Source organism: Geomonas anaerohicana (assembly GCF_016458305.1).
Lineage (GTDB): Bacteria > Desulfobacterota > Desulfuromonadia > Geobacterales > Geobacteraceae > Geomonas > Geomonas anaerohicana.
Genome location: NZ_JAEMHL010000008.1, coordinates 37,608 through 62,400, shown reverse-complemented (window position 1 = coordinate 62,400; position 24,793 = coordinate 37,608). Strand labels below are relative to the sequence as shown.

The 24,793-nt window shown below is 60.8% G+C and carries 22 protein-coding genes; 15 read left to right on the top strand and 7 right to left on the bottom strand.

Annotation, left to right across the window (positions count from 1 at the left end; all coding sequences use genetic code 11):
• Window positions 1-60 precede the first annotated feature (60 nt).
• From JFN91_RS15005 to JFN91_RS14970, 8 genes are all read left to right on the top strand, one after another.
• Window positions 61-501, top strand: a complete 441-nt coding sequence (locus tag JFN91_RS15005) for a cytochrome C (protein WP_199390001.1) — start codon at window positions 61-63, stop codon at window positions 499-501.
• A gap of 51 nt (window positions 502-552) precedes the next feature.
• The gene (locus JFN91_RS15000; RefSeq protein ID WP_199390000.1) at window positions 553-3,672 is read left to right on the top strand and encodes a PKD domain-containing protein; all 3,120 of its coding nucleotides are present in this window, start codon (window positions 553-555) and stop codon (window positions 3,670-3,672) included.
• Window positions 3,673-3,772: 100 nt separating this feature from the next.
• Entirely contained in the window at window positions 3,773-4,177 is a 405-nt protein-coding gene (locus JFN91_RS14995; RefSeq protein WP_199389999.1) for an ArsR/SmtB family transcription factor, read from the top strand.
• On the top strand, window positions 4,170-5,330 hold the full coding sequence (hgcA, locus tag JFN91_RS14990) for a mercury methylation corrinoid protein HgcA (protein WP_268898710.1): 1,161 nt from the start codon (window positions 4,170-4,172) through the stop codon (window positions 5,328-5,330). The genes JFN91_RS14995 and hgcA overlap by 8 nt, the downstream gene beginning before the upstream one ends.
• A gap of 10 nt (window positions 5,331-5,340) precedes the next feature.
• Entirely contained in the window at window positions 5,341-5,634 is a 294-nt protein-coding gene (gene hgcB, locus JFN91_RS14985) for a mercury methylation ferredoxin HgcB (protein WP_199389998.1), read from the top strand.
• Between the two features lie 79 nt (window positions 5,635-5,713).
• Window positions 5,714-6,013: a DUF1540 domain-containing protein gene (locus JFN91_RS14980; protein ID WP_199389997.1), complete on the top strand. Its 300-nt coding sequence runs from the start codon at window positions 5,714-5,716 to the stop codon at window positions 6,011-6,013.
• Between the two features lie 146 nt (window positions 6,014-6,159).
• Window positions 6,160-6,348: a ferredoxin gene (locus tag JFN91_RS14975; RefSeq protein ID WP_199389996.1), complete on the top strand. Its 189-nt coding sequence runs from the start codon at window positions 6,160-6,162 to the stop codon at window positions 6,346-6,348.
• A gap of 22 nt (window positions 6,349-6,370) precedes the next feature.
• Window positions 6,371-6,643 carry a hypothetical protein gene (locus tag JFN91_RS14970; RefSeq protein ID WP_183348148.1) on the top strand — a complete coding sequence of 91 codons (273 nt, stop codon included), beginning with the start codon at window positions 6,371-6,373 and terminating at the stop codon, window positions 6,641-6,643.
• Between the two features lie 204 nt (window positions 6,644-6,847).
• On the opposite strand, the gene JFN91_RS14965 is transcribed toward JFN91_RS14970, so the two are convergent.
• On the bottom strand, window positions 6,848-7,327 hold the full coding sequence (locus JFN91_RS14965) for a ferritin-like domain-containing protein (protein ID WP_199389995.1): 480 nt from the start codon (window positions 7,325-7,327) through the stop codon (window positions 6,848-6,850).
• 432 nt (window positions 7,328-7,759) lie between these two features.
• Here JFN91_RS14965 and JFN91_RS14960 point away from each other — a divergent pair, with 432 nt between their 5' ends.
• Complete coding sequence (locus JFN91_RS14960; protein ID WP_268898714.1) at window positions 7,760-8,806, top strand: DMT family transporter; 1,047 nt, start codon at window positions 7,760-7,762, stop codon at window positions 8,804-8,806.
• A gap of 45 nt (window positions 8,807-8,851) precedes the next feature.
• A complete protein-coding gene (locus JFN91_RS14955; RefSeq protein WP_199389993.1) occupies window positions 8,852-9,379 on the top strand; it encodes a DUF4337 domain-containing protein in 528 nt (175 codons plus the stop codon).
• Window positions 9,380-9,596: 217 nt separating this feature from the next.
• On the opposite strand, the gene JFN91_RS14950 is transcribed toward JFN91_RS14955, so the two are convergent.
• Window positions 9,597-11,285, bottom strand: coding sequence for an amidohydrolase family protein (locus JFN91_RS14950; RefSeq protein ID WP_199389992.1), 1,689 nt, complete (start codon window positions 11,283-11,285; stop codon window positions 9,597-9,599).
• Window positions 11,286-11,549: 264 nt separating this feature from the next.
• On the opposite strand from JFN91_RS14950, the gene JFN91_RS14945 reads away from it, so the two are divergent.
• Entirely contained in the window at window positions 11,550-12,485 is a 936-nt protein-coding gene (locus JFN91_RS14945; RefSeq protein WP_199389991.1) for an aldo/keto reductase, read from the top strand.
• Window positions 12,486-12,615: 130 nt separating this feature from the next.
• On the opposite strand, the gene JFN91_RS22390 is transcribed toward JFN91_RS14945, so the two are convergent.
• The 4 genes from JFN91_RS22390 to JFN91_RS14925 all read right to left on the bottom strand — a co-directional run bounded on the left by JFN91_RS22390 (window position 12,616) and on the right by JFN91_RS14925 (window position 19,214).
• Complete coding sequence (locus tag JFN91_RS22390; protein ID WP_199389990.1) at window positions 12,616-14,613, bottom strand: methyl-accepting chemotaxis protein; 1,998 nt, start codon at window positions 14,611-14,613, stop codon at window positions 12,616-12,618.
• A gap of 517 nt (window positions 14,614-15,130) precedes the next feature.
• Window positions 15,131-17,269 carry a methyl-accepting chemotaxis protein gene (locus JFN91_RS14935; RefSeq protein ID WP_199389989.1) on the bottom strand — a complete coding sequence of 713 codons (2,139 nt, stop codon included), beginning with the start codon at window positions 17,267-17,269 and terminating at the stop codon, window positions 15,131-15,133.
• Between the two features lie 480 nt (window positions 17,270-17,749).
• Complete coding sequence (locus tag JFN91_RS14930; protein WP_199389988.1) at window positions 17,750-18,871, bottom strand: glycosyltransferase family 61 protein; 1,122 nt, start codon at window positions 18,869-18,871, stop codon at window positions 17,750-17,752.
• A 112-nt stretch (window positions 18,872-18,983) separates the two neighbouring features.
• Window positions 18,984-19,214, bottom strand: coding sequence for a hypothetical protein (locus tag JFN91_RS14925; RefSeq protein WP_199389987.1), 231 nt, complete (start codon window positions 19,212-19,214; stop codon window positions 18,984-18,986).
• Window positions 19,215-19,638: 424 nt separating this feature from the next.
• On the opposite strand from JFN91_RS14925, the gene JFN91_RS14920 reads away from it, so the two are divergent.
• Complete coding sequence (locus JFN91_RS14920) at window positions 19,639-20,469, top strand: hypothetical protein (RefSeq protein ID WP_199389986.1); 831 nt, start codon at window positions 19,639-19,641, stop codon at window positions 20,467-20,469.
• Window positions 20,470-20,597: 128 nt separating this feature from the next.
• Here the strand turns inward: JFN91_RS14920 and JFN91_RS14915 are convergent, their stop codons facing one another.
• Window positions 20,598-21,506, bottom strand: a complete 909-nt coding sequence (locus tag JFN91_RS14915; protein WP_199389985.1) for an AEC family transporter — start codon at window positions 21,504-21,506, stop codon at window positions 20,598-20,600.
• Window positions 21,507-21,741: 235 nt separating this feature from the next.
• On the opposite strand from JFN91_RS14915, the gene JFN91_RS14910 reads away from it, so the two are divergent.
• From JFN91_RS14910 to JFN91_RS14900, 3 genes are all read left to right on the top strand, one after another.
• The gene (locus tag JFN91_RS14910) at window positions 21,742-22,380 is read left to right on the top strand and encodes an NADPH-dependent F420 reductase (protein WP_199389984.1); all 639 of its coding nucleotides are present in this window, start codon (window positions 21,742-21,744) and stop codon (window positions 22,378-22,380) included.
• Between the two features lie 153 nt (window positions 22,381-22,533).
• The gene (locus JFN91_RS14905) at window positions 22,534-23,187 is read left to right on the top strand and encodes a fibronectin type III domain-containing protein (protein ID WP_199389983.1); all 654 of its coding nucleotides are present in this window, start codon (window positions 22,534-22,536) and stop codon (window positions 23,185-23,187) included.
• A gap of 953 nt (window positions 23,188-24,140) precedes the next feature.
• Window positions 24,141-24,764 (top strand): hypothetical protein, encoded by a 624-nt coding sequence (locus JFN91_RS14900; protein WP_199389982.1) that lies wholly within the window; start codon window positions 24,141-24,143, stop codon window positions 24,762-24,764.
• The last annotated feature ends 29 nt before the right edge of the window (window positions 24,765-24,793 follow it).

The window sequence follows — 24,793 nt, the reverse complement described above, 5'->3', positions numbered from 1 at the left end:
ATTTCGTCGTCGCGTTTCGCGCCGCCGCTGAGCAATGAAATTTTTCAAGGAGGCTTCCACATGCAACACTCGAGGAAGAAGGTCGTCAAGGCGGCCGCCGTCTCCTCCGCAGTCCTGTTAGGACTTGCGGCAGGGTCTGCGCTTGCTGCCACGACCGACCACAACAACATCATCCTTAAGGATTGGCAGGGGCAGGAGATTACCCGCCCGGCCGCAGGCCTTGCCGCTCCCGCCTACAGCGTGAAGCAGACCTGCTTCGGCACCAACAACGGCACAGCCTGCCACGGCAGCAGCAGCGTCGGCAATGCCAAGTACAGCTACGACGACATTGAAAGGCACAACTACCACGCGCAGCTGGGCGCCAACGAGTTCAAGGGTTACAACCCCGCCAACCCGGACGCCTACAACCCCTACACCAACACAGGCGACAAGTGGCGTCCGGGTGCAGGCCCCCAGGGCAAAAACTGGGTGCAGAGCGCCGGCCATTTCGGAAGCTGGTGACCGCCTTCCGCTCGCCAGTTGGCGAGAGCATTCAAAGATGGCGCAGGCACCGTGTACAACGGCACCACCAATCAGTTCGACACCGTGAACTTCGGCAAGGTAGTAGATTCGTCGGGAGCGATCGTAGACAACCCGACTGGGAAGTTCTATGAGCTGTTCAACTTCGGAGCCACCGCTGCCACCCAGCCTGTGGGGACGACCTTCCCCTGGCTGCAAGGCGTGACCGGCAAGGAAGCCTACAAGGCCATGGCGGACAACTCCCTGGCTGGCGAGATGCGCGACTGCGCCGAGTGCCACGTGGGTGGCGGCATGCACGAGTACGTAATGACCATGACGACTCCCTACGCCCCCGCTAACCGTACCGAACTCCGCGGCTTCAACTTCAACGGCTTGGTCACTTCCCTTAACTACTTCATCGATATTTTCAATCCCGACCCGGCCCTCAGGGGCGAGGCCGTCGAGCAGGTTTACAGCGAAACCGGCGTTCTGGAGATGGACTGCCTCATGTGCCACCAGACCGGCTACGACTGGGAAGCCCGCAAGGAAGCCGTGCGTAAAGGTGAGTTCGATGCCTCCCGTGCTGTCGGCGCAGGCCTGACCCACCTGGTCAAGAACGCCAGCGGCCAGGTCACCAATACCGGCGCCGCCAACGGCACTACGGTCTTCTACAACTACACCGCGGTCAAGACCAACGCCGCGGGCAAACTTTTCGTCGACCTCGGTCTCAGCCTGAACAAAAAGCCCCAGTCCAGCAACTGCGCCGCTTGCCATCAGAGTGAGTACAACGTTGACTGGAAAAAGCGCGGTGAGCAGTGGCTTCCGGGCACCGAAGTGCACCAGAGCCTGGGCTGCATGGCCTGCCATCAGCGTACCGACAAGGCGAACCCGACCATCGGTACCACGGGCGTCCAGCCGCCCACCGGCAAGGACCTCCTGGGCCTTTGCGATCCCGCCAAAGGAGGCGCCTCCGCGTTCGACGCTCTGTGGAACAAGCTCGACTCCGTCAACTTCAAGGAGTGCTCCAGCTGCCATGAGCCGACTGCGACCCCGACCTATGAGACCTATGGTGCACCGAACTCCGCTCCCGCACACACCGCTAAAGGCCTCAACGCCAAGATCGCCTACGACAAGGCCGGCAACCCGGTCAGCCACATTCAGTTGATCGATTGCACCGCCTGCCACATCAGGAAGAACTTCAGCGGTGGCGCGTTCGTTGACGGTACCGGCGCCGACCTGGAAGGGCGCGTGGCGCTGCACGACGAGCCGAATGTTTCCAAGAATATGGGCGGTACCAACGGTAATGCCCTCTACTGGGACAACGGCAAGCTTTACGCCGCCAACCTGCTGACCTCCTTCTTCATCCGCGACATGAATGGTATGGACACCGCAAACAACGGTCTCGATGCCAACAACGACGGCCGCAACGCAGGCATGGATCCGCTGCTGCAGACCCATGTCAACGATATCAACATCGCCAATAACCGCGTAGCCATCACCCACGCGACTAACGCTGACGGCAGCTTCGTTAACGAGACCGAGGTCGCCGGCCTGTTCTCCGCGATCAAGGGCGACGGGAAAGGCCTCGCTTCCACAACCGATCCGACTAAATATTCGGGTGGCGTCAAGCAACTCCTCGGGCTCAACGACCCGAACAACGACAAAAAGATCCTGCCGAAAATCTCGTTCCTGATGGTGCCCTTCAAGGCCAGCCACAACATCGCGCCTACCGTTGCCGGCGCTTGGGGTAAAACCGGCTGCAGCGATTGCCACGGCCAGGATAAAGGGTTCTACAACGGCGCCTATCCCGTCCGCGGCAACATGGACGGCGTGGACGGCAGCGGCAACTACCTGTTCCGCTTCAAGTCCAACCAGGTTACCGCCTTCACCAAGGTCAACGGCTTGGCCGACGTCACCGACTCGCACCCGAACGTCGTGACCAAGAAAGGCGACCGCACAGTGCCTGTGCCTATGCTGACTACGTTTGACACCCCGTACACACCGGACGCCTCTGCTACCGGGAACGTCACTTTGCGCAACATCGACAGAAGCGAGGTGATCTACGAGTCTACCTTCCAGACCCGCAACGACGCGTGGGCCACCACCATTACAGGGACGGTGCCTAAGGCCAGCTGTGTGAAGGGAAGTGCGTTCTACTGTGCAACCCCGTCTGGCGTGGTCGGCGAGGAGTTCAAATCTCTCGCCACCTCCACCAAAGGCTGGCTGCTGAAAGTTGAAGTGCGTAGCGTGAAAGACAATGGTGACGACAAGAAGATCTGGTTCCGCACCGCCCAACTCGGTAAGGACAACGCTACAACTATGGCAGAGGTCGTGACTGCTCTGCCGGCATCTTTCAAAGATAACCCCGACTTCACCGTCGCTGAAAGCAACGGTGCCATCGTGATTGCTGTCAAGGCGAACGAGACCGATCCGAAAGAAATCCGCCTCTCCACCCAGACCGATGCAGCACCGTTTGGTCTGGCCGGCAGTGTGTGGAAGGCTGACGAGATCGTGCGCGGCGAGGCCAAGTACGCAGGCCGTGACGCATTCGTTGCGTACCTGAATACTCTCACTGACGCGGCTGCCTTCGGTGTCGGCATTGACCCGAAAGCCAGCATTAACCTCCCGCTGGCCGACGACAGCGCTACTCAAAGTGGCGTGCAGTGGGCAACTGGCAGCGTCCACAGCGTTTCCGCGCCGTACGCGCAGCCGAACGCAGCAACCAACCCGACCGGTGACGCCGGCAGGGTCACCTACACCTGGAGCACCAACGACAACGCTGAGATCACCAACGCCAACTCCAGGGACGGCGCTCAGATCAAGTTCCTCACCACCGGTAGCAAGGTGATCAAGCTCACCGTAACCGACGAAGAAGGGAAATCCAGCAGCACCTTCGTCTCGCTGACGGCTATCGCACCGCCGATCGCCATCACTTGGGCCAAACCGACCGCCACCTTCTCGAACCTCCCGGCCGGGACCACCACCGTGTCGATCTCCTGGGGCGATGGGACCTCAACGTTGGTCAAGAACGCGAACACGATCATCGTTGATAACACGCTGACCCAAACGCACACCTACACGTCCACCACGAGCAAGGTCGTCAAGGTCTACTGCTACAGTTTGACCGGCAGCTCGCTCGGCTACATGCAGGCAACCATCAATCCGGGGCTGTAAGATTGACGTTGCTTGAGCTACAACCTGCATTTGCCCGGAGGAGAAATCCTCCGGGCTTTTTTTGTTTGATCATATCCATAATTTCGGATATGTTTTCCGCATGGAAAACATGGCCCTGCTGTTTCAGTCTCTCGACGACCAGACCCGCCTGCGCCTTCTGGCGCTGCTGCTCCAGGCGGGGGAGTTGTGCGTGTGCGATCTCGTTGCCGTGCTGCAGCTGCCCCAGTCCACCGTCTCCCGGCAGCTCGCCATCCTGAAAAACGCCGGATGGCTGCAGGGGCGCCGGGTAGGGGCGTGGACGCACTACTCGATCGCAGCCGCGCTGGAACCGGTGCAGCAGTTCCTGGTTCCGGTCCTGCGCAACTTTCTCCTGGTCACCGAGACCGCGCGGGAGGACCTGCAGCGGCTGCGGGAACGTCGTGACCCCGCCTGCTGTTCCGGCAATTACGGATCCAAGAAAACGGATACTGCGGGGCGCCGCCCCGGGGGGGAGAACCATGAGTGAAGAAATCAAGATGCGCTGCTTCAAGAAGATCGAGGTGAAGCAGGCAGCTCCATCGTCCTGCGCGCCGGATGATGGCGCCAACCCCGATGCGCCTCCCTGCTGAGGCCCCCCCACCTCCGCCGGCGGCGGAGAAATCACCGATCGGGTCCCCGGCTTTCAGCGCTGGGTTGACGCGGGAACCGGACGGGCGCCACAAGTAGGCAGCACCCTGACCCTTGCCGACCACCTGGGCGCCTGCCTGGCACGCTGGGGCATCAACCGGATGACCTTCATGGTCCCTCCCGGCCTCTACGCCATCGGCGCGCCGGACAGCGAGGCGCCGGTCGTGGTGACCGCCAACTACAAGATGAGCTACGACATCGTGCGCCGGGCGCTCTCCGGCCACAACGTGTGGCTCCTGGTCCTGGAGACCTACGGCATCAACGTCTGGTGCGCGGCGGGGAAGGGGACCTTCGGCACTGGAGAGCTGGTGCGCCGCATCGAGAAGGTGGGGCTGGCGCAGGTGGTAAGCCACCGGCGTCTCATTCTTCCCATCCTCGGCGCCGCCGGGGTATCGGCGCACCGGGTGCAGCAAAGAAGCGGCTTCCGGGTCGTCTACGCCACCGTGCGCGCGGCCGATCTCCCCGCCTACCTGGACCGGGGTGAGGCCACACCCGCCATGCGCGAGCTGCGCTTCAACTGGTACGACCGCCTGGTGCTGATCCCGGTGGAACTGGTGCTGGCCGCGAAGCCTGTGCTCCCGGTGACGGCGCTGGTCTACCTCGTGGCACGTCTGTTCTGGGGGGCGCATGCCGCGGCCGCCGCGGCGCTTGCCGTTTTGGGGGCCGTCTTCATCGGGATCGCCATCGGTCCGCTTTTGCTGCCGCTGTTACCCGGGCGCAGCTTTGCGGTCAAGGGTGCCTGCGCTGGGCTCGTCTACTGCGCGCTCCTCTACGCCCTCTCCGGTGGGGCAGGGTGGGGTGGGGCGGCGACGCTGGCCTGTTTCCTGGCACTTCCGGCGGTCTCCTCCTTCTACACCCTCAATTTCACCGGCTGCACCACCTACACGTCCAAATCCGGGGTGAAAAAGGAGATGCGTCTGGGACTCCCGATCATGGCGGCTGCCCTGGGGGCTGCGCTCTTCATCGTCGTAGCCGGACGTCTTTTCGTCTGAGGAGGAAGGTATGAAAGGATTCAGGTATCTGGAAGGGGTGGCTACGCTGGAGCTGGAGAGCGCTCTTTGCATCGGCTGCGGCAGGTGCGTCGAGGTCTGCCCGCACCAGATCTTCCGCATCGAGGGGAAACGGGCCGTTATTGCCGACCGGGACGCCTGCATGGAGTGCGGCGCCTGCGCGCTCAACTGCCCCGCTGCCGCGCTGAAAGTGGATGCCGGCGTCGGGTGTGCCAGCGGCATGATCCACGAGTGGCTCAGGGAGAAGAAGCTTCCCGGCTTCAGCGGCGGGGGATGTTGCGGGTAGGGACTTGCCGGCTTGACTATCAAAGCCGGTCTGTTAAAACCTCCTAATGCGCGAAGGGGGCCGCTAAAGGAGGCATGACATGCAAGAGAAGCAGATGGTGAAGATCAATTCCTGCAACGTAACGCAATGCGCCTACAATAAGCACAATTCCTGCCACACGCTCGCCATCACCGTGGGCGGCCCCGGCGACCTCTGCCCCGAGTGCGATACCTTCATGCAGGGCAGCCAGAGGGGGGGGATCATCGACGTCCAGGGGGGCATCGGTGCCTGCAAGGTGGAGAATTGCAGCTACAACCAGTCCCTCGAGTGCACGGCTCCCGCCGTCGACGTCGGCATGCACGAATCGCATCCCGACTGCTTCACCTACAAGCCCAAATAGCCCGTCGCAGCTCACCGTTTCCCACGACCCGCAGCCCCCTTCGCAGCGTCGCAGTTCTCTCCCGCTCCTGCCCCGGACGGGTTCGACATTCGGCGATTTTCGTGTATCTTTAACCCGTTTCCACCTTCGAACGGGAGGGATTACAGATGCCGAGCCAGGTGTACGTCGATCAGCAGGTCTGCATAGGGTGTGGGCTTTGCGTGAGCATCCTCCCCGAAATGTTCCGGCTCAACGGTGACGGTGTCTCCGAGGTGCACGGGCGGGCGGGCGCAGACAGGGGGAAAATCCAACAGGCCATAGACAGCTGCCCGGTCAACTGCATCGCTTGGCGCTGAGGTCGGGCGCCGGGGAGGGACCATGACATCCGGATTGAAAGACGAACGGCTGCAGGAGCTTGCCGAGAGCAACTACGTGATGCTGAAAGAGGTCTACTGCCTGTCGCAGCAGTTGAAGGGGCTGGTGGACCGGCTGCACCTGAGCTACCTCAAGCAGGGGATCGTTCAGGAGATGGACATGGTGATGGCGATCAAGCTGACCTCCGACCGTCTCTACGAGGGGCTGGAGCGCTATCTCCGTCCCGAGTGCGACCCCGACAGCGCCTACGACCCCGCCAAACCCGAAACCGAGTGACAACTACTGTTAAAAGCCTCAACGCAAAGCCGCAAAGCCGCCAAGGCGCAATGAAGACCGAAACGTTGGAGTCTATCCTGGTTTCTCATTTGGATTTTGCCTTCGCACCTTAGCGCCTTTGCGGCTTTGCGTTAAAGTGAGGGCCTTAAAACGAGAAAGCCCGCCGTTGCCGGCGGGCTTCTTCGTTTCTTCGCGCAGGTGGTGCTAGAGCTCCTGCCTGTTGCTGAACTCGCTCCAGGCCAGGAAGGTCTTCGGTGTCTCCACGAACGAGTAGATGTTGGTCACCTTTTGCAGGTGGCGTCGTTCCTCATGGGCCAGCATCAGCAGACCTTTACGCGTGGTCTGGTCCGTTGCCGCCGATGCCAGTTCCTCGTAGAAGCGGATGTCCTGTTCCTCGTTGGCCACCGCGAAGCGGTACAAGTTGGGGTCGCGTCCCGTTTCTTCCAGGAGTTCTCTCTGGCTGAGCAGCGGTCTGAACCTGCAGACATTGCCGGTCAGTCCGTCGAGCTTGGCCCCAGCCATTCTCTTTCTGAGCCTTCTCAGTTTCCTTTGGTGTTCCTCTTCGGAAGCGGCAAGCATGGAGAACAGCACCTTCATCTCGGGCTCCATCGCTTCGGCTTCCAGACCTTGATAGTATGCCTTGGTTTCTTCCTCTATCTTAATGGCGCAATCGAAAACGTTCATGGTGTTCCCCCTTGCTCTCAGACAATGCCTGACAGGCACCTCTTGTGCCTATGCCTAATTATAACAAAATGCCGGTAGCAAAAGATACTTAGCATTCTCTCAAGCCTCAACGCAAAGACGCCAAGCCGCGAAGGCGCAAAGAGAGCGGGAAGCTTTGAGAGTCATAGTTTCTGTTGTTTGTGCTGTCCTTTGCGTCCTTGCGGCTTTGCGTTAACAAAACGCTTTTAAACGCAAAGCCGCAAAGGTGCAAAGAAAAGCGGGGATAATCGAGGCATTGATGCTTTTGCCTTTCCCCATTTGTCTTTTCTTTGCGCCTTAGCGCCTTGGCGTCTTTGCGTTAAGGCTTTTCCGCTTTGTTTACCCTATGGAAAATTCTCCTCACATCGGTTATTGTTCTTCTCCCAGTAAGGGAACCGCTCCCGGAGGTGCCGCCTGCCCGTCTTCACCGGACAACTTTTCGCCATGCTATCCGCGGCGCTCTTCGGCGTGTCGCCGGTCTTTTGCAAGCTGCTCATCGGCGGCATGTCGCCGGCCCTGCTCGCCGGGCTGCTCTACCTGGGGTCGGGGCTCGGGCTGCAGGCGCTGCTCCTTTTCCAGCGCAAGAGCACCCGGGCCGAACTGCGCCTGCTCTCCCCGGAACACCGGCTGAAGCTCGTCGGTGCCGTTATCGCCGGCGGCATCGTCGCGCCGCTCTGCCTCGCCTTCGGCATCAAGTACGGCACCGCCTCCGAGGTTTCGCTGCTTCTCAACCTGGAGACCGTGGCCACCACCCTCATCGCCTGGCTCGTCTTCAGGGAATACATCGGCCCCTACGTCTGGGCCGGCAAAGTACTGATCCTGGTCGGTGCCGGGCTGGTCGTACTCAGGGCACAAGGCGGCCTTTCCTTTTCGCTCTCCGGCCTGCTGGTGGTGGTCGCCTGCGTCTTCTGGGGCATCGACAACAACCTGACCCGCGACGTGGACGAAATCTCTTCCACGGTGCTGGCGTCGGTGAAGGGACTCGCCGCGGGGTTCTTTTCCATCATCCTCGCGCTCGTCTTCAGTGCCGGCACCGCGACCACGGCGCAGATCGCGGGCGCGCTCGGTGTGGGCGCCATGAGCTACGGTCTCAGTCTCGTCCTCTTCGTGGAGGCCCTGCGCCAGATCGGCGCCGCCCGCACCGCCACCTTCTTTGCGGTCGGTCCCTTCTTCGGGACGCTCCTCTCCGTTGCGCTGCTGGGTGAGCGTCCGCCCACCGCCTACTGGGTCGCCACGGCGCTGATGCTGGCCGGCATCCTGCTCCTCTACGTGGAGGTGCACGGCCACCGCCATAGCCACGAGGAGATGGCCCACGCCCATCCGCACCGTCACGACGAGCACCACGATCACGATCACCCGGAAGGGGAAGAGGGGGAGCCGCACGACCACTTTCACGTGCACCGGCCGGTCACCCATTCCCACGTGCACTGGCCTGATCAGCATCACCGGCATGAGCACTAGCTGCCGCCGTAACGACACCCATCACTACCAGCAGGAGGTATGACAATGGCAGAAGAAAAAAAGGAGCCTTGGCTCAACTATCTCGCACTCACCACCGTGGTCCTGGCCGTCTGCGCTACGCTGGCCACCTTCAAGGGGGGCGGCTTCTCGACCAGGTCCGTCCTGGTGCAGAACCAGGCTTCGGACCAGTGGGCCTTCTACCAGGCCAAGAGCATCAAGCAGTCTCTCGCCGAGACGGAGCAGGGGCAACTGGAGCGCGAGCTTTTGAGGACCGGCGACCAGAAACTGGCCGCCGCCATCGAGGCCAGGGTGCAGGCGTTGAAAGGCAAAATCGCCAAGTATGACCAGGAGAAGGCCAAGATTCAGGACGACGCCAAGAAACTCGAGAAGGAGAGGGACGACGCGCAGCGGCACGGCCGCCCCTTCGGGCTCGCCGTCATCTTCCTGCAGATCGCCATCCTGCTCTCCTCCATTGCCGCGTTATTGAAAAAGAAGATTGTCTGGGTGGCGGGCGTTGCCGTCGGCATCTGCGGCTTGGTTCAATTCGCGAACGGCTTCATGCTCTTCATGTAAGAAGGGACTGGCTGGTCAGGTGCCAGTCCTTCTCGCGGAACGCTCCTTTCAGCTCAGCCACCTTCCCAAGCTGAAAGCAAAAAAGGGGACGCAGCCACGCCGCGTCCCCTTTCTTCATGGTTCTTTCCCAGTTCAGTGGCAGCAGGCTTATCTATGCCATGAAGCGCTGCACGAGCCCTCACGTCCCCCCCTTTGCGAAGGGGAAGCTGGATCCCCCCTACCTCTTCCCAAAATACTTCCCGTAGTTGCGCCAGTACTCCTTCAATCGCGCCTCGTACTCCCACTGTGCCGCCGCCTTGGCGCTTTGTTTCAGGAAACTCCCGCAGCGCTGCGACGGCGTGGCCGAGCCGGGGGCGTCTGCGGAGCAGGCTTCCACCGGCTTACCCTGCGCCACGTCGGCCCACAGCGGGCTGCCTGCCATGAAGCTGTACTGCAGGCTGTTGCGCCCGAGGTACTGCAGGTCGTCGCGGGTGAGGCCGTACTTGCGGACCCCGTAGATCCATTCGTCGGTAAGGTTCGCGTGGGACACCCCCTCGTCGTCGCTGGCGAAGGCAACCGGCACCCCGTAGGCCCGGTACTGGGTGAAGGGATGCGTCGCGCCGGCGATGCCGAGGATCTGAGCGTTGCTGGTGAACATGATCTCGACCAGGGCGTTGTTGCGCCTGAAAAGGTCGGCCACTTCCGACTTCTCCTTGTCCTTCAGGAAAGCGAAGGAGACGCCGTGCCCGATCCGCCTGGCTCCCGCCTTGAGCGTGCCGGTGAGGTGCTCCTTCAGGGCCGGGTTGTCAGCCCCCACGAAGCAGGGGGTCAGCTCGCCGGCATGCAGGGCCATGTTCACCTTAGGAAAGGCCTCGTGGAAGTAGCCGAAGATGCGCATCTGGTCCTGGAATCCCGCCAGCGAGACCGGGGCATCCTCCTTGCTCAGCAGGTTCACCCCGACCACGCGCTCCTCAGAGGAGGAGAGCAGCATGGAGAAGGCGGCCTGGGTGAACACCTTGGCCAGGTCCGGGCTGCCGTCCGCCAGCGCCGAGGTGCGGTTCACGGTCACGATGAAGGCGTAATCAACGCCGCAGGCCGGTTCGGCGTCGGGACTGCCGCAGTTGAGCAGGGTACGGGTCTTGTTCACGTACTGCGCGATCTCGGTGCGCGCGGCGGCGACCGCATCGCCCAGCCCCGCGTCGAGCAGGAAACGCTGCAGTGCGGGGAACTGGCGGTTGTCCCGGTAGGAGGCCTGTGCCGGGAATCGCTGCTTCAACTGCCTGGCCAGCGCGCTCACCGCCGAAGACTGAAAGGAGAGCATGGTCTCCAGGTAGGACACGCCGTCCCGTTGGGACTGCCTCAGTACCTCGGCCAGCATGGGAGGGGTGTTGCAGGCGTTGTCGGAGACGGCCCGGAACCTGGCGAAGGTGTTGAAGAAGTGGTCATGCCCCGCCTGGGTGTCGGGATAGCCGAAGCGGTACATGGAGACGGATCGCAGGATCTGCTCCCGGTCCGGGTCGGAAGCTTCCGAGAGCGGCCTGAAGCCGTCGCTGCAGCGGCCGGACGACGTCGCCGCTTCCATGGTGTAGGGCGTTGTCGTGCCTTCGGGCCCGTAGCAGGCGCCGTCGGCGGTCCCCAGGGCCAGGTACTTTTCCGGCTGCACGGTGCCGGAGAGATGGTTATGTAGATCGGCTCCCTTCGGGAACAGGCGTAGCGCCTCGACGAACTCCGGCTGCTCCTTTTTGGTCTTCTCGATCAGGGCGGCATACTCCCGCACCGCATCGTTGGGCTGCGCACAGATCTTCTGCGCTTCTATGGGTGCGGGGGATGCGGAATGGTCGCCGGCCGCAAGGGACGGTGCGGCGGTCAACAGTGTCGCCGCAAGGAGCGCAGCCAGCGTGCGGGCCGCCTTGGGGAAAAGGATCATCGGTCTCTCTCTTGGTTATAGGTGGGTGGCGCGGCGATGCCTGCGGAAAAGGCGAATCTATGCCCGTTGTCCCCTGTTGTCAACGGCTTAAAGCCAGGGGAGGCACCCTGAGCATACCACAGGTACGCGTCGTTGCCGGTAACGCTTCAGCCGCGGCGCTTGCCGTTCGTGCAGCATCCTTGAAGCCGGGATGAAAGGGCGTATAGTTTCCCGGTTGGAGGCGGCGCCGTTGGCAGCGGCATGTGACAGGCCTGGGAGGCAATCATGATCTACCGCACCTTGGGGAGCACGGGAGAGAAGGTATCGGCGATCGGGGTAGGGGGGTGGCACCTGGGGCTGCCGCGGGTCAGCGAAGCGGAGAGCATCCGTCTCGTGCGTGTGGCTATCGACCGCGGCATCACCTTCATGGACAACTGCTGGGATTACAACGACGGTGCCAGCGAACTGCGTATGGGCAAGGCCCTTAAGGACGGTTATCGGGACCGGGTCTTCCTGATGACCAAGATCGACGGGCGTTCCCGGCAGGAGGCCGCCCGGCAGTTGGACCAATCGCTGCAAAGGTTGCAGGTGGACATGATCGACCTGGTGCAGCACCACGAGGTGCTCCGCTTCGAGGACCCGCACCGCATCTTCGACGAGGATGGGGCGCACCAGGCGTTATTGGAGGCGCGCCAGGCCGGCAAGATCCGCTATCTCGGTTTCACCGGGCACAAAGACCCGCAGATCCATCTGCACATGCTCCGGGTCGCTGCCGAGAACGGCTTCCGCTTCGATGCGGTGCAGATGCCGCTGAACGTGATGGATGCCCACTTCAGGAGTTTTCAGCAGATGGTGCTCCCCGAGCTGGTACGGGAAGAGATCGGGGTGCTGGGGATGAAATCGATGGCCAACGGCATCCTGCTCAAGTCCGGTGCGGTGACCGCCGTCGAATGTCTGCGCTATGCCCTGCACCTGCCCACCTCCGTCGTCATCACCGGGATTGACAGCATGGACGTCTTAGAGCAGGCCTGCCAGGTTGCTGATGCTTTCCGTCCGATGGAGCCGGCCGAAGTGGAGTCGCTGTTGTCGCGCACCGCCGAGGCTGCCCGTACCGGTTACTACGAGCCGTTCAAAACCACCTCGCTCTTTGACGGCACCGCCGCCAGTCCCGCATGGCTGGGCGAAGAGCCGGAGCGTCTGCGTCAGCTCTTCACCCGCTAGTCGTCACATAATAGTCGCGAAAAGCATACCCCGACCGTCAACCTTGACGCACCACGCACAATGCAGCAAGTGCAGCGTAGCACGCGTAACGTAGAACGTAGAACGTAGAACGTAGAACGTAGAACGGCGGTTAGCCTTTCCCGCACCTCCCCTCGAGTTGTTCCAGTATTTCCAGCAGCACCTGTGAGGTGTCCACCATCTCCGCGCACAGTTCCGCCGCCTTGCCCATGTTGCCGTTGTTGCAGGCGATCACCGCCTGCTTGCCCAGTTCGTGGACCTTCGCGTGCGGCGGGTCGATCTGGCGGTAGAGCTCGCTGTGACCACAGTCCTCCCTTCCTTTGCTCTGATACCATTTCCCGAAGGCGCAGGTCAGGTGGGTGGGGAGGGCCTGCGGGTCCACCTTGATGGAGCCGTCCAGGTGCCCCTTGATCTTGCCCACGAAAATCATGTGCGCGCTCCTCGCCCTGCTGATCACCAGCGCGGCATCCTCGTTGATCTTGAACTTGCCCAGCAGTGCCATCAGCTCCTCGGCCATGGTGAGCAGGTGGTTCGCCTCGTGCGTGGTCCGCTGCGTCTGTGTCGAGGTGTCGCGCGCGATATCGGTCACCCGCTGCACGCTGGCCGCTATCTCGTGGGTCGTCGCGCTCTGCTCCTCCGCCGCCGTAGCGATCTGGGCCAACTCCCCGGTCACCCCCTCCACACTGGCGATGATGTCCTGCAGGGCTTGTCCCGACCGCTGCGCCCCGTGCGACCCTTGCTCTACTACCGAGACCCCGTGCTCCATCGATCGCACCGCCGCCTTGGTTTCCACCTGGATCGCGCCGATCATCGCCCCGATCTCCTTGGTCGCCTTGGTGGTCCGCTCCGCGAGGGCGCGCACCTCGTCGGCGACGACGGCGAAGCCCCGGCCCTGTTCCCCCGCCCGTGCGGCTTCTATCGCCGCGTTCAGCGCCAAGAGGTTGGTCTGGTCCGCGATCTCCTCGATGGTGCCGATGATCTCCCCGATCTGGTCGGAACGCTGCCCCAGGCCGGCCACGGTCGTTGCCGATTGCCGCACCAGGTCCGCGATCTGGTGCATCCCCGCCACGGTCTCGTTGACCACCTGGGCCCCGTCGGAGGCGACACCTGTCGTGGTGGTGCCGCCTTGCGCCGCCTGCGCGCAGCTGCGGGCGATGTCTTGCGAAGTCGCCGACATCTCTTCGCTTGCGGTGGCCACCGCGACCGATTGGGCCGCGAGATCGTCGGCGTTGCTGTTGATCTGCTTGGCCATGCCATGCACCTTGCTGGAGCCGATCACCACGTTGATGCTTACCTGTAGCACGTTTGCCACCAGCGTATGCAGGGTCTCGATGAAGATGTTCATGTTGCCGGCCAGCGCCCCCAGTTCGTCGCTGCGCCCACCCGCGATGTTCCGTGATAGGTCCCCGTCTCCCGAGGCGAGCGCCTCAACGGCCTGCACCATCTCGTGCAGCGGCCTGGTGATCGAGCGGGCTATCAGCCAGGTCAGCAAAAGGGTCAAGGCGAGCACCGCGAGGAGCCCCGTCCCGATGTACAGCTGCGTGCGCAGCAGCGTGGCCTGCACGTCGTCCAGGTAGATGCCGGTTCCCACCACCCACCCCCAGGGGCGGAACAGCTCCACGTAGGAAAGCTTCGGTTGCGGTGCCCCGGCGGCGCTCTTGGGCCACTGGTAGCTGACGAAGCCGCTGCCTTGGTCGTTGCAGGCCCGCACCATCTCCACGAACAGCAGTTTTCCCGCCGGGTCCTTGAACTGTCCCAGATCCTTGCCGTTCAGTTCCGGCTTCAGGGGGTGGATCACCATCCTCGGGCTGAGGTCGTTGATCCAGAGGTAGTTGGTTCCCTGGTAGCGGGCCGCCGAGATCTCCTGGATCGTCCTGCGCTGTGCTTCCTCCCGGGTCAGGGTCCCGCGGTCGACCTGGTCCTGGTAGGACTTCATCCTGCTGGTGGCCTGCTGCACCATGGCACGCACCGTCGCCTGCCGCTCGTTCATGATCAGCGTGCGCAGGTACGGTGTCAGCAGGAACACCGATATGGCCACCAGCAGCAGCCATGACAGCAGCGTGGCGCTGATGATCTTCTGAAATATGCCCCAATCGCGAAAACGTTTCATGCACATGCTCTCCTCTGCAAAGCCGGGTACGGCGTATCGTTTTGCTGCATGGATAGTCCTCGTACTATCGGCAGTTTGAGGCCATTTCTTTAGCAACTTTGTCGTCTTCACTCGGGGGCTGCGCAAAAAACGAAAAATACCTGACTAGCAATGATCTTCCGCTAGTCCCGCTACTTCTGGGAGAGGGTGCCCGCGGGCGGGTGAGGGCTCTGCCGGCCGCGGCAATGACCCGGGGCAACGCCCTCACCCCTGACCCTTCTCCCGGAAGGAGAGGGGACCTGGAAGCGTTTGGCATGCCTGTTGGTCATGCTCCGGATACAAAAAGAGCCGGCGCTTTCTGCTGCTCGCCAGCTCTTTGTCCTTCACCCCTTGAGGTATGGATTTTTAGAAGGTGTCTCTGGTGAATCTGCTTACCACTTCTACTCGCGTACCGTTGAGGTCCGTGGGAGCAGAGGCACCCTGTTCGGTTTCACCTGCCTTTGATAATCATGTTACGATATTTACCGAAAAAGTGCCACTAAATTAATACCTTGCCTGCCGATACGGTCTCCCCTGCGAGCCGGAAGGCACCGGCTCCCTGCTGCAGCACTTCGACCTGGCTGGCGAGGTCGCTGGCGCCGGTCTCCAGCTGTGCTGCGGCCTGCAGGCAGCGGTCGGCATCGCAGTGGATCTCCGCCACCGCCGCCGCTATCTGCTGGTTTTCCTGGGCCTGCACCGCGCAGGCCGCTTCTATCTTCCTGGACATCTCGCTCACGTCGAGGATCGAGTCGGATATGGAGCGTCCCACCTTGCTCTGCTCCCTGGTGGCGCAGTGGAACTGCGTCGCCAGCTCCCTCATCTCCTCGGCGGCGAACATGATCGCCTCCTTCGCCCCGGCCTGCTCCCTGATCGCCCTTTCGATCTTCTCGGTCATCTGGGTGACCCGGTCCATCGCCTCCCGGATCAGGCTGGTCCCCTTGGCCTGCTCGGCCGTGGCCAGCGCAATGCCGCCGACGTGGCTGCGGGCGCTGGAGACGCCGCTCACGATCTTTTCCAGCGCGGCGCTGGAGCGCAAGCTCAGCTCCTCTCCCGCCGCGATGCGCTGATCCGCCTCCTTGATCGCTTTCACCGCATGCTCGGTCTCCAGTTGTACAGCCGAGATCAGGGCGGCAATCTCGTTGGTTGAGTTGGCGGTGCTCGATGCGAGCATCTTGATCTCCTCGGCCACCACGCCGAAGGGTTTGCCGTGCGCCCCGGCCTGGGCGGCGATGATACTCGCGTTGAGAGCAAGCAGCGAGGTCCGCTTGGCGATGTCGTCGATCACCGAGGAGATGACTCCGATCTCGTGGGTCCTGGAGGTGAGCGTCGCGATGACCTGGTTGGTGACGCCGGAGGAGGCGCGGATGTCGCTCATCCCCTGGCGCATGGCGCGCATCGCCTCCACCCCTTTCAGGGCGTCCTCCTCGACCCCTTCGGCCACTTCGGCCGTCAGCAGCGCGTTCCCCTTGACACTGTTGGTGGCCGCTTCCATTTCCAGGATCGAGGAAGCGGTGGAAAGGGACGAGGAGACCAGCGACTTGGTGTGCTCCCCGATCTCGCTGGTGGCGGAGGCGCTCTGCATCATGGCCGCGGTCACCTCGGCCACCAGGGTCGTCAGCCGCTCCGCGTTCAAAGCGACCTCGTCGGTACTGGCGGTCATCTCCAGAATCGCCGAGGAAGACTCGGCGGCAGCCTGTGCCAGCCGCTGGGTCCCGTTCCTGATCTCATCCGCCTTGTCCGCTATGGTCTGCACGTAGGCCGACGCCTCGGTCACCTTTTCCTGTTGGTGCCTGGCTGCCGCGACCGCGTGCACCGCCTCAGTTGCCAGCCGCCCGGAGATCCCCTGCAGCGCGGCTGCCGAGCCGGCAAGGCGGCTGATCATACCGCACAGCCCGGCAACCATCGTCTTCAGCGACGCGAAAAGCTTCCCCGCCTCGTCTCCCCCTCCGGCCGGAATGGCGACGGTGAGGTCCCCTTCGGCCACGGCCTCGGTGATCGCCACCGCCTTGCCCAGCGGGGCGAGCAGCATCCTGGTGAACCAGGCAGCGATGCAACTGGCCAGGATGGTAAAGCCGATGGCGAGGGAGATGACCACGGTCCTGGTGTGCTCGAAGGACTGCAGGAACTCCGCAGTCTTGACGCCGACGTAGAGCGCGCCGATGACGTGGCCGCCGGCATCGAGGATGGGATCATAGGCGGTGAAATAGGGGACGTTGAGAATGGGGGCGACGCCGCGGTAGGGCTCTCCCTTGCGGAACACCGCGTCGAAAGCGGGGCCCTGCAGCTTGGTCCCCACCGCCCTGGTGCCGTCCTCCTTGACTACGTTGGTGGCCACGCGCTCGTCGTTCATGAATATGGTTGCCGTGCCGCCGCAGATCTTGGCCACCTTGTCGGGAAGCTCGTTGTTGCCGTTGATGACGTAGTCGCCGGCCATGAGGCGGTTGTCGACGATCTTGAGCTCTCCTTTTTGCCTCAAGAGTTCCCAGAACGTGTTGAGCCTGCTCTCCTGTGACGCTGTGGCCACGCGCACCATTTCCTGTCGCATCTGCGCCAGCGATAGGTAGGTTGTAACGGTCACCGCCGTGATGACGATGATGATGATCATTGCCGTAATCTTCTTTACAATGGTTGCTTTCACAAAAAACGTCCTTAATTTCACTATCTTGCTGTTTTTGACAACACGAAGTACTGATCGAAAGCATGTCTGACTGCTTATTTGCTGTTAAATCCCGGCGGCCAGTGTGGTTATTGCGCAAAGGTAGAAACGTTTAATTGGCTTAAGTGCAGAATTTGACAGAGAATATTTTGTATTACATTTTGCGCGTGGCGTTTATATCGGAAAACAGAATCAGCATCAAGTTTTTCGTAAACGACAAAGTGTATACGTTTTTGGAGGGAACGGACTGGTGCTGGCAATTACTTGGAGACAGCTTTGGGGACTTCATGCTGCGAGAAAGGATTCATCGGGGGGCACCACGGGAAAGGCGTTCAGAGGAGTGAATTGGGGAGCGCGGGGGATCCCGGTGGCAGTAGCGGAAAGGGAACCTGCCAGTGCTGCAGGAGCATCCGCGTCCTCCCCTTTGCGAAGAAGAGACAGAGGGGATTTGCCTTCACTGCTTTACCCTGCGGCCGCGATAACCGCCTCCATGGCCCGTTCATCGATCTTGTGTCCCGTGTCGCAGATGACATGGCGGTAATCGAAGCCATGGCTGAAGCTGAGCCAGGCGAAGCAGTCGAGGATGTAGTTTCTCGGGAAGATCTCCACCACCCGGCAGGGGGGCTCGCACCAGGCCAGGTTGCTGAGGCCGGCACCGTGGCACCCCACCACGACCTCCGCCTGGTGAAAGGCGCGCACCTGCTCCGCGAAGGAGAGTGCCTCACAGTGCAGCACGGCAAAGCCCATCTCCCGCAGCCTCGCTTCCAGCTCGGCCTCGCCGGCAAGACGGCGCCTGCTTTTCTGCCTGGAGACGTAGATCCTGGCGCCTGAGCGGTTCGGTTCTTTGCTTCCCGGACCCTGCGGCACCACCTTGGCCTGCACCGCCGACCGCAAGAGCGCCAGCACCTGGGGGGACGTGAACTCCGGCTGGGTGTGGTACTGCGGCACCACCAGCCGCTCCACCCTGATCGGGCCGGCGCTGAACAAAAAGTCGCGTTGCGCCTCGGGACCGAGAGCCGTATTCAGCCCCTCGAGAACGTAGCGCGGCGGGTTTTCCGGCAGCACGATCTTGACGCCGGGGAAGGTGGCGACGGCGAACAGGACGTTGGGCAGGACCTCGAAGAGCCAGTGGTAATACGAGGCGGGATGGCAGATCACCACGGGCTCCGGGATGCGGAGTTCCCTTGCCGGCAGCAGCGGTTCGTGCAGCACGTCTCCCCAGTCCATGATGCGGCGCAGGGAACCCACGCTCTCCTCGAGGATCCTGTTGCCGATCCAGGCCATGCCGGAATGGGGCGAGACGGTGGCGTTACGCAAGAGGTACAGGTTTTTCTTGCCGAAGACGGCCTCGGTTCTTATGAAGGGGGGGAGCTTGGCGGCGACCTCGTGCTTGACGATGCAGGCCTCGGTCACCGGAACGATGTCCAGGATGTGGCTGTTGACGTCGGAGTAGCTGGAGGCCTTTTCCAGGGACTCGATGCAGGACTTGGGCATCTTCCCGGCAATGGGCCCGAGCAGGTCGGTCGAGATGAAACGCAGCAGTTGTTTGCGCCGCTTGGCGGCAGTTTCTGTTAAACCCGTCATGCGGGCGATCCTAGCACAGGAGCCCTTTTCTTGCCAGCCGCATGGCAAACCGGTGCCGGTTTTGGCCTCCGGTGGCGGATGCTCCGCATCTATCGCCGCAGCGTGCTCCGGCCTAGTACTCCCTGGCCGGCTCCGTGTAGAGGCACTCCGGGTTTTCCTTGATGTGCACGAAGTGCGCGACGTGCTTGTCACCGGCTGCGCGCGGGCGCACGGGCTTGCCGCACTTGTCGCACTCGAAAACAAGCGAGTGCCGGTGTTCCGGTGTCGCTCCGTCTCGTACCGACAGTGCCTTGTCGATGGTGATGATGTGGCCGAAGAATTTGCACTGTTTTGCCATACCCATTGTCCTGCTCCTTTACGGAATTGTTCGTGAACCCGTTCCTCGGGGCACCTGCTGGTGCAGCGGTGCCCCGGGGAGCTAAAACAATGTATTATTTTCCTTCTTTTTTGTCAATCCCCGCAAAACAGTGGACCTGCCAAGAACGACAAGGGGAATCCGCGGGGTAACATCCGCGCTGGAATTCAAAGGTCTAAACGGCGTTTATCATGTCAGGTGTGGAGGGGGCACGCGTTCCCTGTGGGGAAAAGACGAAGGTGATGGGCGGTTTAGGCTTGTAATAACAAGAGCTTCTGTTGTATTAAAAGTTTTTCCCCGTCCTTGCTTCATTGCGGTCCCCCGGGCATCTCTTCATCAAGATACCCGGAGGCCGGCTGCAGTTGTGGACAAGGCGCCGGGGATAATTTCGATGCAGGAGGAGACTGGTTACATGAAGAAGATTGTTTTGGCAGTACTGGGCGGAATACTTATGACAACGGCTACCGCGCATGCGGAACACAAACTGCTGGTAACCGACGTCCTCGACAAGAAGCAGGTCGAGGCACAGGCACTGTTCGAGTACTCGCACACCAAAGGCGACATCACTGACCTCGGGGAATCCGGGAAGCGCACCCTCAATGCCGCCGAGTCGCTCTATTCCGTAGGCGTCGGCCTCGGGCACGGCCTGGAAGTGTCCGCGTCGATTCCCTACGTTTTCAGCGAGCGGGACAAGGAGCAGATGCCCGACTTCGGTACACAGGACAAACGTGACGGCTTCGGTGATCTGGCCCTCCAGGCGAAGTACCGTCTTGTTGGCGGCGAAGAGGCTCCGTACTCCGTCGTGGCGGGCCTCGGCCTGAAATTCGACACTGCCGGCGACAGCCAGGCAGGGACAGGCACCACCGACGTGATCCCCTTCATCGCGGCGAGCGCCAACCTCGGGCACCACAACACCCCCTATGCCATCTACCGTGCCACCATCAGGAACCACGATGAGTACGACACCCACACCCTCTCGGTGGGCTTTGAGAAGGAACTGAACCACACCGTCACCCTCGACGCCAAGGTGGACGCGAACTTCAACACTGCTACCCGCGACGTCACCGCCAACGAGGACTTCAATTTCGAGTTGTCCAGCTACCTCCAGGTGGCGCACAACTTCTACGTGCTCCCCAGCGTCGCCTACACCGTCGCCACCGATTACCGGAGCAAGGACGGCGCAGCCCGCGCCGGCTCCGCCGACGGCTTCCGCGCCGGCTTCTCCCTGTACTACCTGTTCTAGCCGGGCGCTGCCCGGGCTTGCCGTGCAGCTGAATAAAAAACCGGAGCTCCTTTCAGGGGGCTCCGGTTTTTTTAGGTTCTGCTTCCGAGAGGGACAGGCACCTGGCGGAGCCAGTCCCCCCTCCTTGGTCAGGCTAAGATGCGCGTGAGGGCGTAGATGGCGAGGAGGGTGCCGAAGGAGAGGATGATGCCGATGCCGATCATGGCCACGGCGAGGTCCGCCTCCATGCCCGCGACGACGGCCAGGGCCCCGGCGGTCACCATGGGCGGCATGGCCGCCTCCAGTACCGAGACATCTACCACCATGCCCGACACCCCGGCCAGGCGGCAGACCGCGAGCGCCGACAGCGGCGCGATCAGGAGTTTCATGGCGAGCCCGAAGCTCAGCGGGGCGATCACCCTGCGCGGCAGTCTGAGCCGCATCTGCATGCCGATCGCTGTCATGACCACCGGCACCAGGGTCAGGGAAACGTTGTGCAGCACCTGGGCCAATTTTTCGGGGTAGGTCCAGCCGCGGGCCAGCACTCCCGCCATGAGGGCGATGCTCGGCGGAAAGAAGAGCATCTTGCGCACCATGGCTGAGAGCCGAACGGAGCCATCCTTGCCGTAGAGGGCGAGGATGAAGGAGCCATAGGTCACCATGATGATCATCGTGCCCAGTTGGTCATAGATGATCAGGTAGGGAAGCCCTGCCGCGCCGAAGAAAGCCTGGATCATGGGAACGCCCAGGAACGATGTGTTTCCCAGTGGCACCACGAGGAGCAGCACGCCGACCGTCGCCCGGTCCCAGCGCCAAAGGCGCGCCGCGGCAAACACCGCTGCGACGGAGAGGAGCAGCATCCCCCAGGGAACGATCGCCGCGGTGACGATCTCCCGGGAGAAGGCGATCTGCGGCACCTTGAGAAGTATCAATGCCGGCAACGACACGTAGAGGGCGAACATGTTGAGGGTCTGCGCCGAGTCCTTGGGGAAGGCCTCGAGGCGGCGAAAGAACATCCCCAAGAGGACGAACACCCCGATCAAAACGAAATTTTCCATTATTCCCAGCTTCTCCTGCCAAGCCTCGCAACGGCGGCCGCACGCTTGTACTTGTCAGCCACCGTTCCTCATGTGACCGATCACGCAACCTTTGCTGTAACACATGCGGGATGCCGCCACAAGGAAAACAACACTTACCCCATGGTAGTCGGATGCTGCCAGGGAGTATACTCTGCTGAAGAGGGGATGTTGTCTGAAAGGAGGGACCGAGTCAGCAAAAGAGGAGGACCCTGACATGAGAGTAAGAAGGATAGGTATAGTCGGATCGGGTCACATCGGTGGCAACCTGGGGGTGATGTTGGGCAAGGCGGGCTACGAGGTGTTCTTCAGTTCACGGCACCCGGAAGACCTGCAGGAATTGGTGGCAGCCGCCGGGCCCGCTGCCCGCGCCGGGAGCGTGGCGGAAGCAATCGAGTTCGGCGACGTGGTCCTGCTCTCCGTGCCGCTCAAGGCCTACCGGGAACTGGACAGTGAAACCAAGCAGGCATTGCAAGGCAAGATCGTCATTGACACCTCCAACCCGTATCCCGAACGGGATGGGGTGATGGCGGTCGAGGCCAGACAGGATCCGGGAGGGATGGGGAGCGTCGTGTCCCGTTTGCTCCCCGGAGCGAGGATCGTGCGGGCCTTCAACTCGGTCTACTTCGAGGATCTGAGGAAGACCGTGAACAAGAACGGCGACACCATCGGCATTCCCATCGCCGGTGACGATCAGGAAGCGGTGCAGGTCGCGGTCGAGCTGGCGCGCAGCGTCGGGCTGGACCCGGTCGTGGTCGGCGGACTGAGCGCATCGAAATTCTTCGACGTCGACACCCCGGTCTATGCGACCAGCGCCTCCGCATCGGAAATCAAGGCAAAGTTGAGAATAGAGTAGATCCCACCTAAGCAGCAGCCGGGGATGCCGCCAGGCATCCCCGGTCTTGCACCGTCGAAAGTCCGTTCAAGCCCCCGCCGAAAATCCATCAGTTGACCCCGACAAAGTCTCATGTATGATTAGTGAATTCCAACAAACATGGGAGGAAAAAGCATGAGTCTTTTGGGCACAATCCTTATGAACCATGCAGAAATGGCCCCCCCGGAATTGATCCTTTGGCTTGATGACGCAGCAACTTTGCAGGCTGCGCACACAAAGATCAATACCCTGATGGACGCTTGGGTTCCGGGGACGACAAAATTCAGGGAGCATAAAGAGGCGATCGCAAGGGAGTTGGAGAAAGCCAATGCCCTCAACGTGTCTACGACCAAGGAACTTGATGCCGCGGTAGCCGCTGCCTTGGAAGACGTGCACACGAACGCCAGTTACCTGGTGTTGAGGGCGAAACATGAGAAAGATGACTCCTGGCTCCACAACAACGGGTATCAGCCGAAGGAAAAGGCAAAGAGGGGCCATGACAGGTCCGTTTCCGCCAGCATTCTGGGTCTCAGGGCCAAAAACAGTCCCAACATCGCAGAGGTTTCATTGAGCTGGGATAAGGACCTTGCAGCCGGCTCCTACCAATTGCAGATCTGCAAGGGACATCCACAAGGTGAAGGATCGTTCGAGGATTACGGATTCTTGACGAAGGTTCGTGTTGTTATTGGAAATCTGGAAAGGGCATCCTGGTACCATTTCAGGGTCAGGAGTATCGGACACAACGAGTTCGGCCCTTGGAGTGAAGCCGTGGGTATTATCGTGACGTAACTTTAGCGATTGACTCCTCACAAGACCGCCCCCCCCGTTGAAGGGGGGGGCGCCTCCACCAAAATCTCTACCCCATCCCGCCCTTAACCCACCACTCACCAAAACCGAACCTCATCCGCCTAATAAATCTATTTTGTTGGGCAGAAAGCGCATACGCAGGCGAAAAAAGTATTTTGTGGAGTACGGAATGCATCCGCCGCTCGAGAAATACATTTTGCGGAGGACGGAATGCATCCGCCGCTCGAGAAATAGATTTTGCGGGGCACGGAATGCATCCGTCGCTCAAGAAATACATTTTGCGAAGCACGGAATGCATCCGCCGCTCAAGAAATACATTTTGCGAAGGACGAAATGCATCCGCCGCTCGAGAAATACATTTTGTGAAGCACGGAATGCATCCGCCGCTCAAGAAATGTATTTTGTGAAGCACGGAATGCATCCGCAGCTCGAGAGATATATTTTGTGGAGGACGGAATGCATCCGACGCTCAAGAAATAGATTTTGCGAAGGACGGGATGCATCCGTCGCTCGAGAAAATGCTTTTTGCGGAGCACAAGCGCACCCGCCGCAATACGAATGCATTAGTTGGTGAGGCGAGGGGGCTCAGTTGTGCCGGAACTGTATGTGAAAGATTTTAGCGGTATGGGAGGTGCCACTTCAGCTTTGACACAGATGAACAATCTCTATATATTGCGGATCATGTGTTGAGTTACATGAAATTTGTCACCAGATTCCGAATAAGGTTTTTTGTGAGGGTAAGGCAAGATGGACAGTTTTTCTGTCCATCCTCCCAATCGGCATGGATTCCGGATGTGGCCGGAAGAGATTTCAAACGGTTGCCGTGCTCCAGCCATTGTCAAACAATGGATGATGTCCCGGCGATGTGAAGTTGACGGCAATTCTGCCTAATAAGTAGTTGGTGTAGATAAAAATACGAATGTAACGGAGAGACAGTGGGCCTGTTTTTCTTAATTCTTGTAGTCGTGGTGCTTGTCATGGGTACCCTCTGGTGGTGCGAGAAAAAGGTGCCTTCAGGACAAATCACCTGCGGACTGGGACTGTGGGACATCTCCAGGTGTGAGTTTGATGGGTTGATTAACAATCGGAAATTTTCTGCTCTCGCGTCTTGGGTTAACACTCCCTACCTTTCCAAGTTCTTTGCGGGCGAGGTTAACGGTATAAATACGTGCGTCTTCAGTATCTCTAGGAGCCGTTACTCACCTATCACTCTTGGCGTTCTGCTGACTTCACTGGATCTAGCGCTCCCTAACTTCACCTTAAGACCTAAAACGTTGACTGAAGAGGTTGGAGACATGCTCGGGATCGGAGACCATCACGCTTCTTTTCCCCAATCACTACTGGATATGTATGAGATATCTTCTGAGGATGAGGGAAGTTTCGCGGCTATGTTGAGACCCGAGGCCGTTACATTTTTCTTGCAGCATGAGGGCATGTCAGCTGAATACCAGGATGGAGCATTGTTGGTCACACCATGGTTGGTCAGCAATGACCAAAGCTATGAACCAGCAGTCCAACTAGCCCATGCTTTAGCTCAATTACTTGGACAATCGGGTTAGCAGCGATCCCAACAAGAACGGGTGGAGAC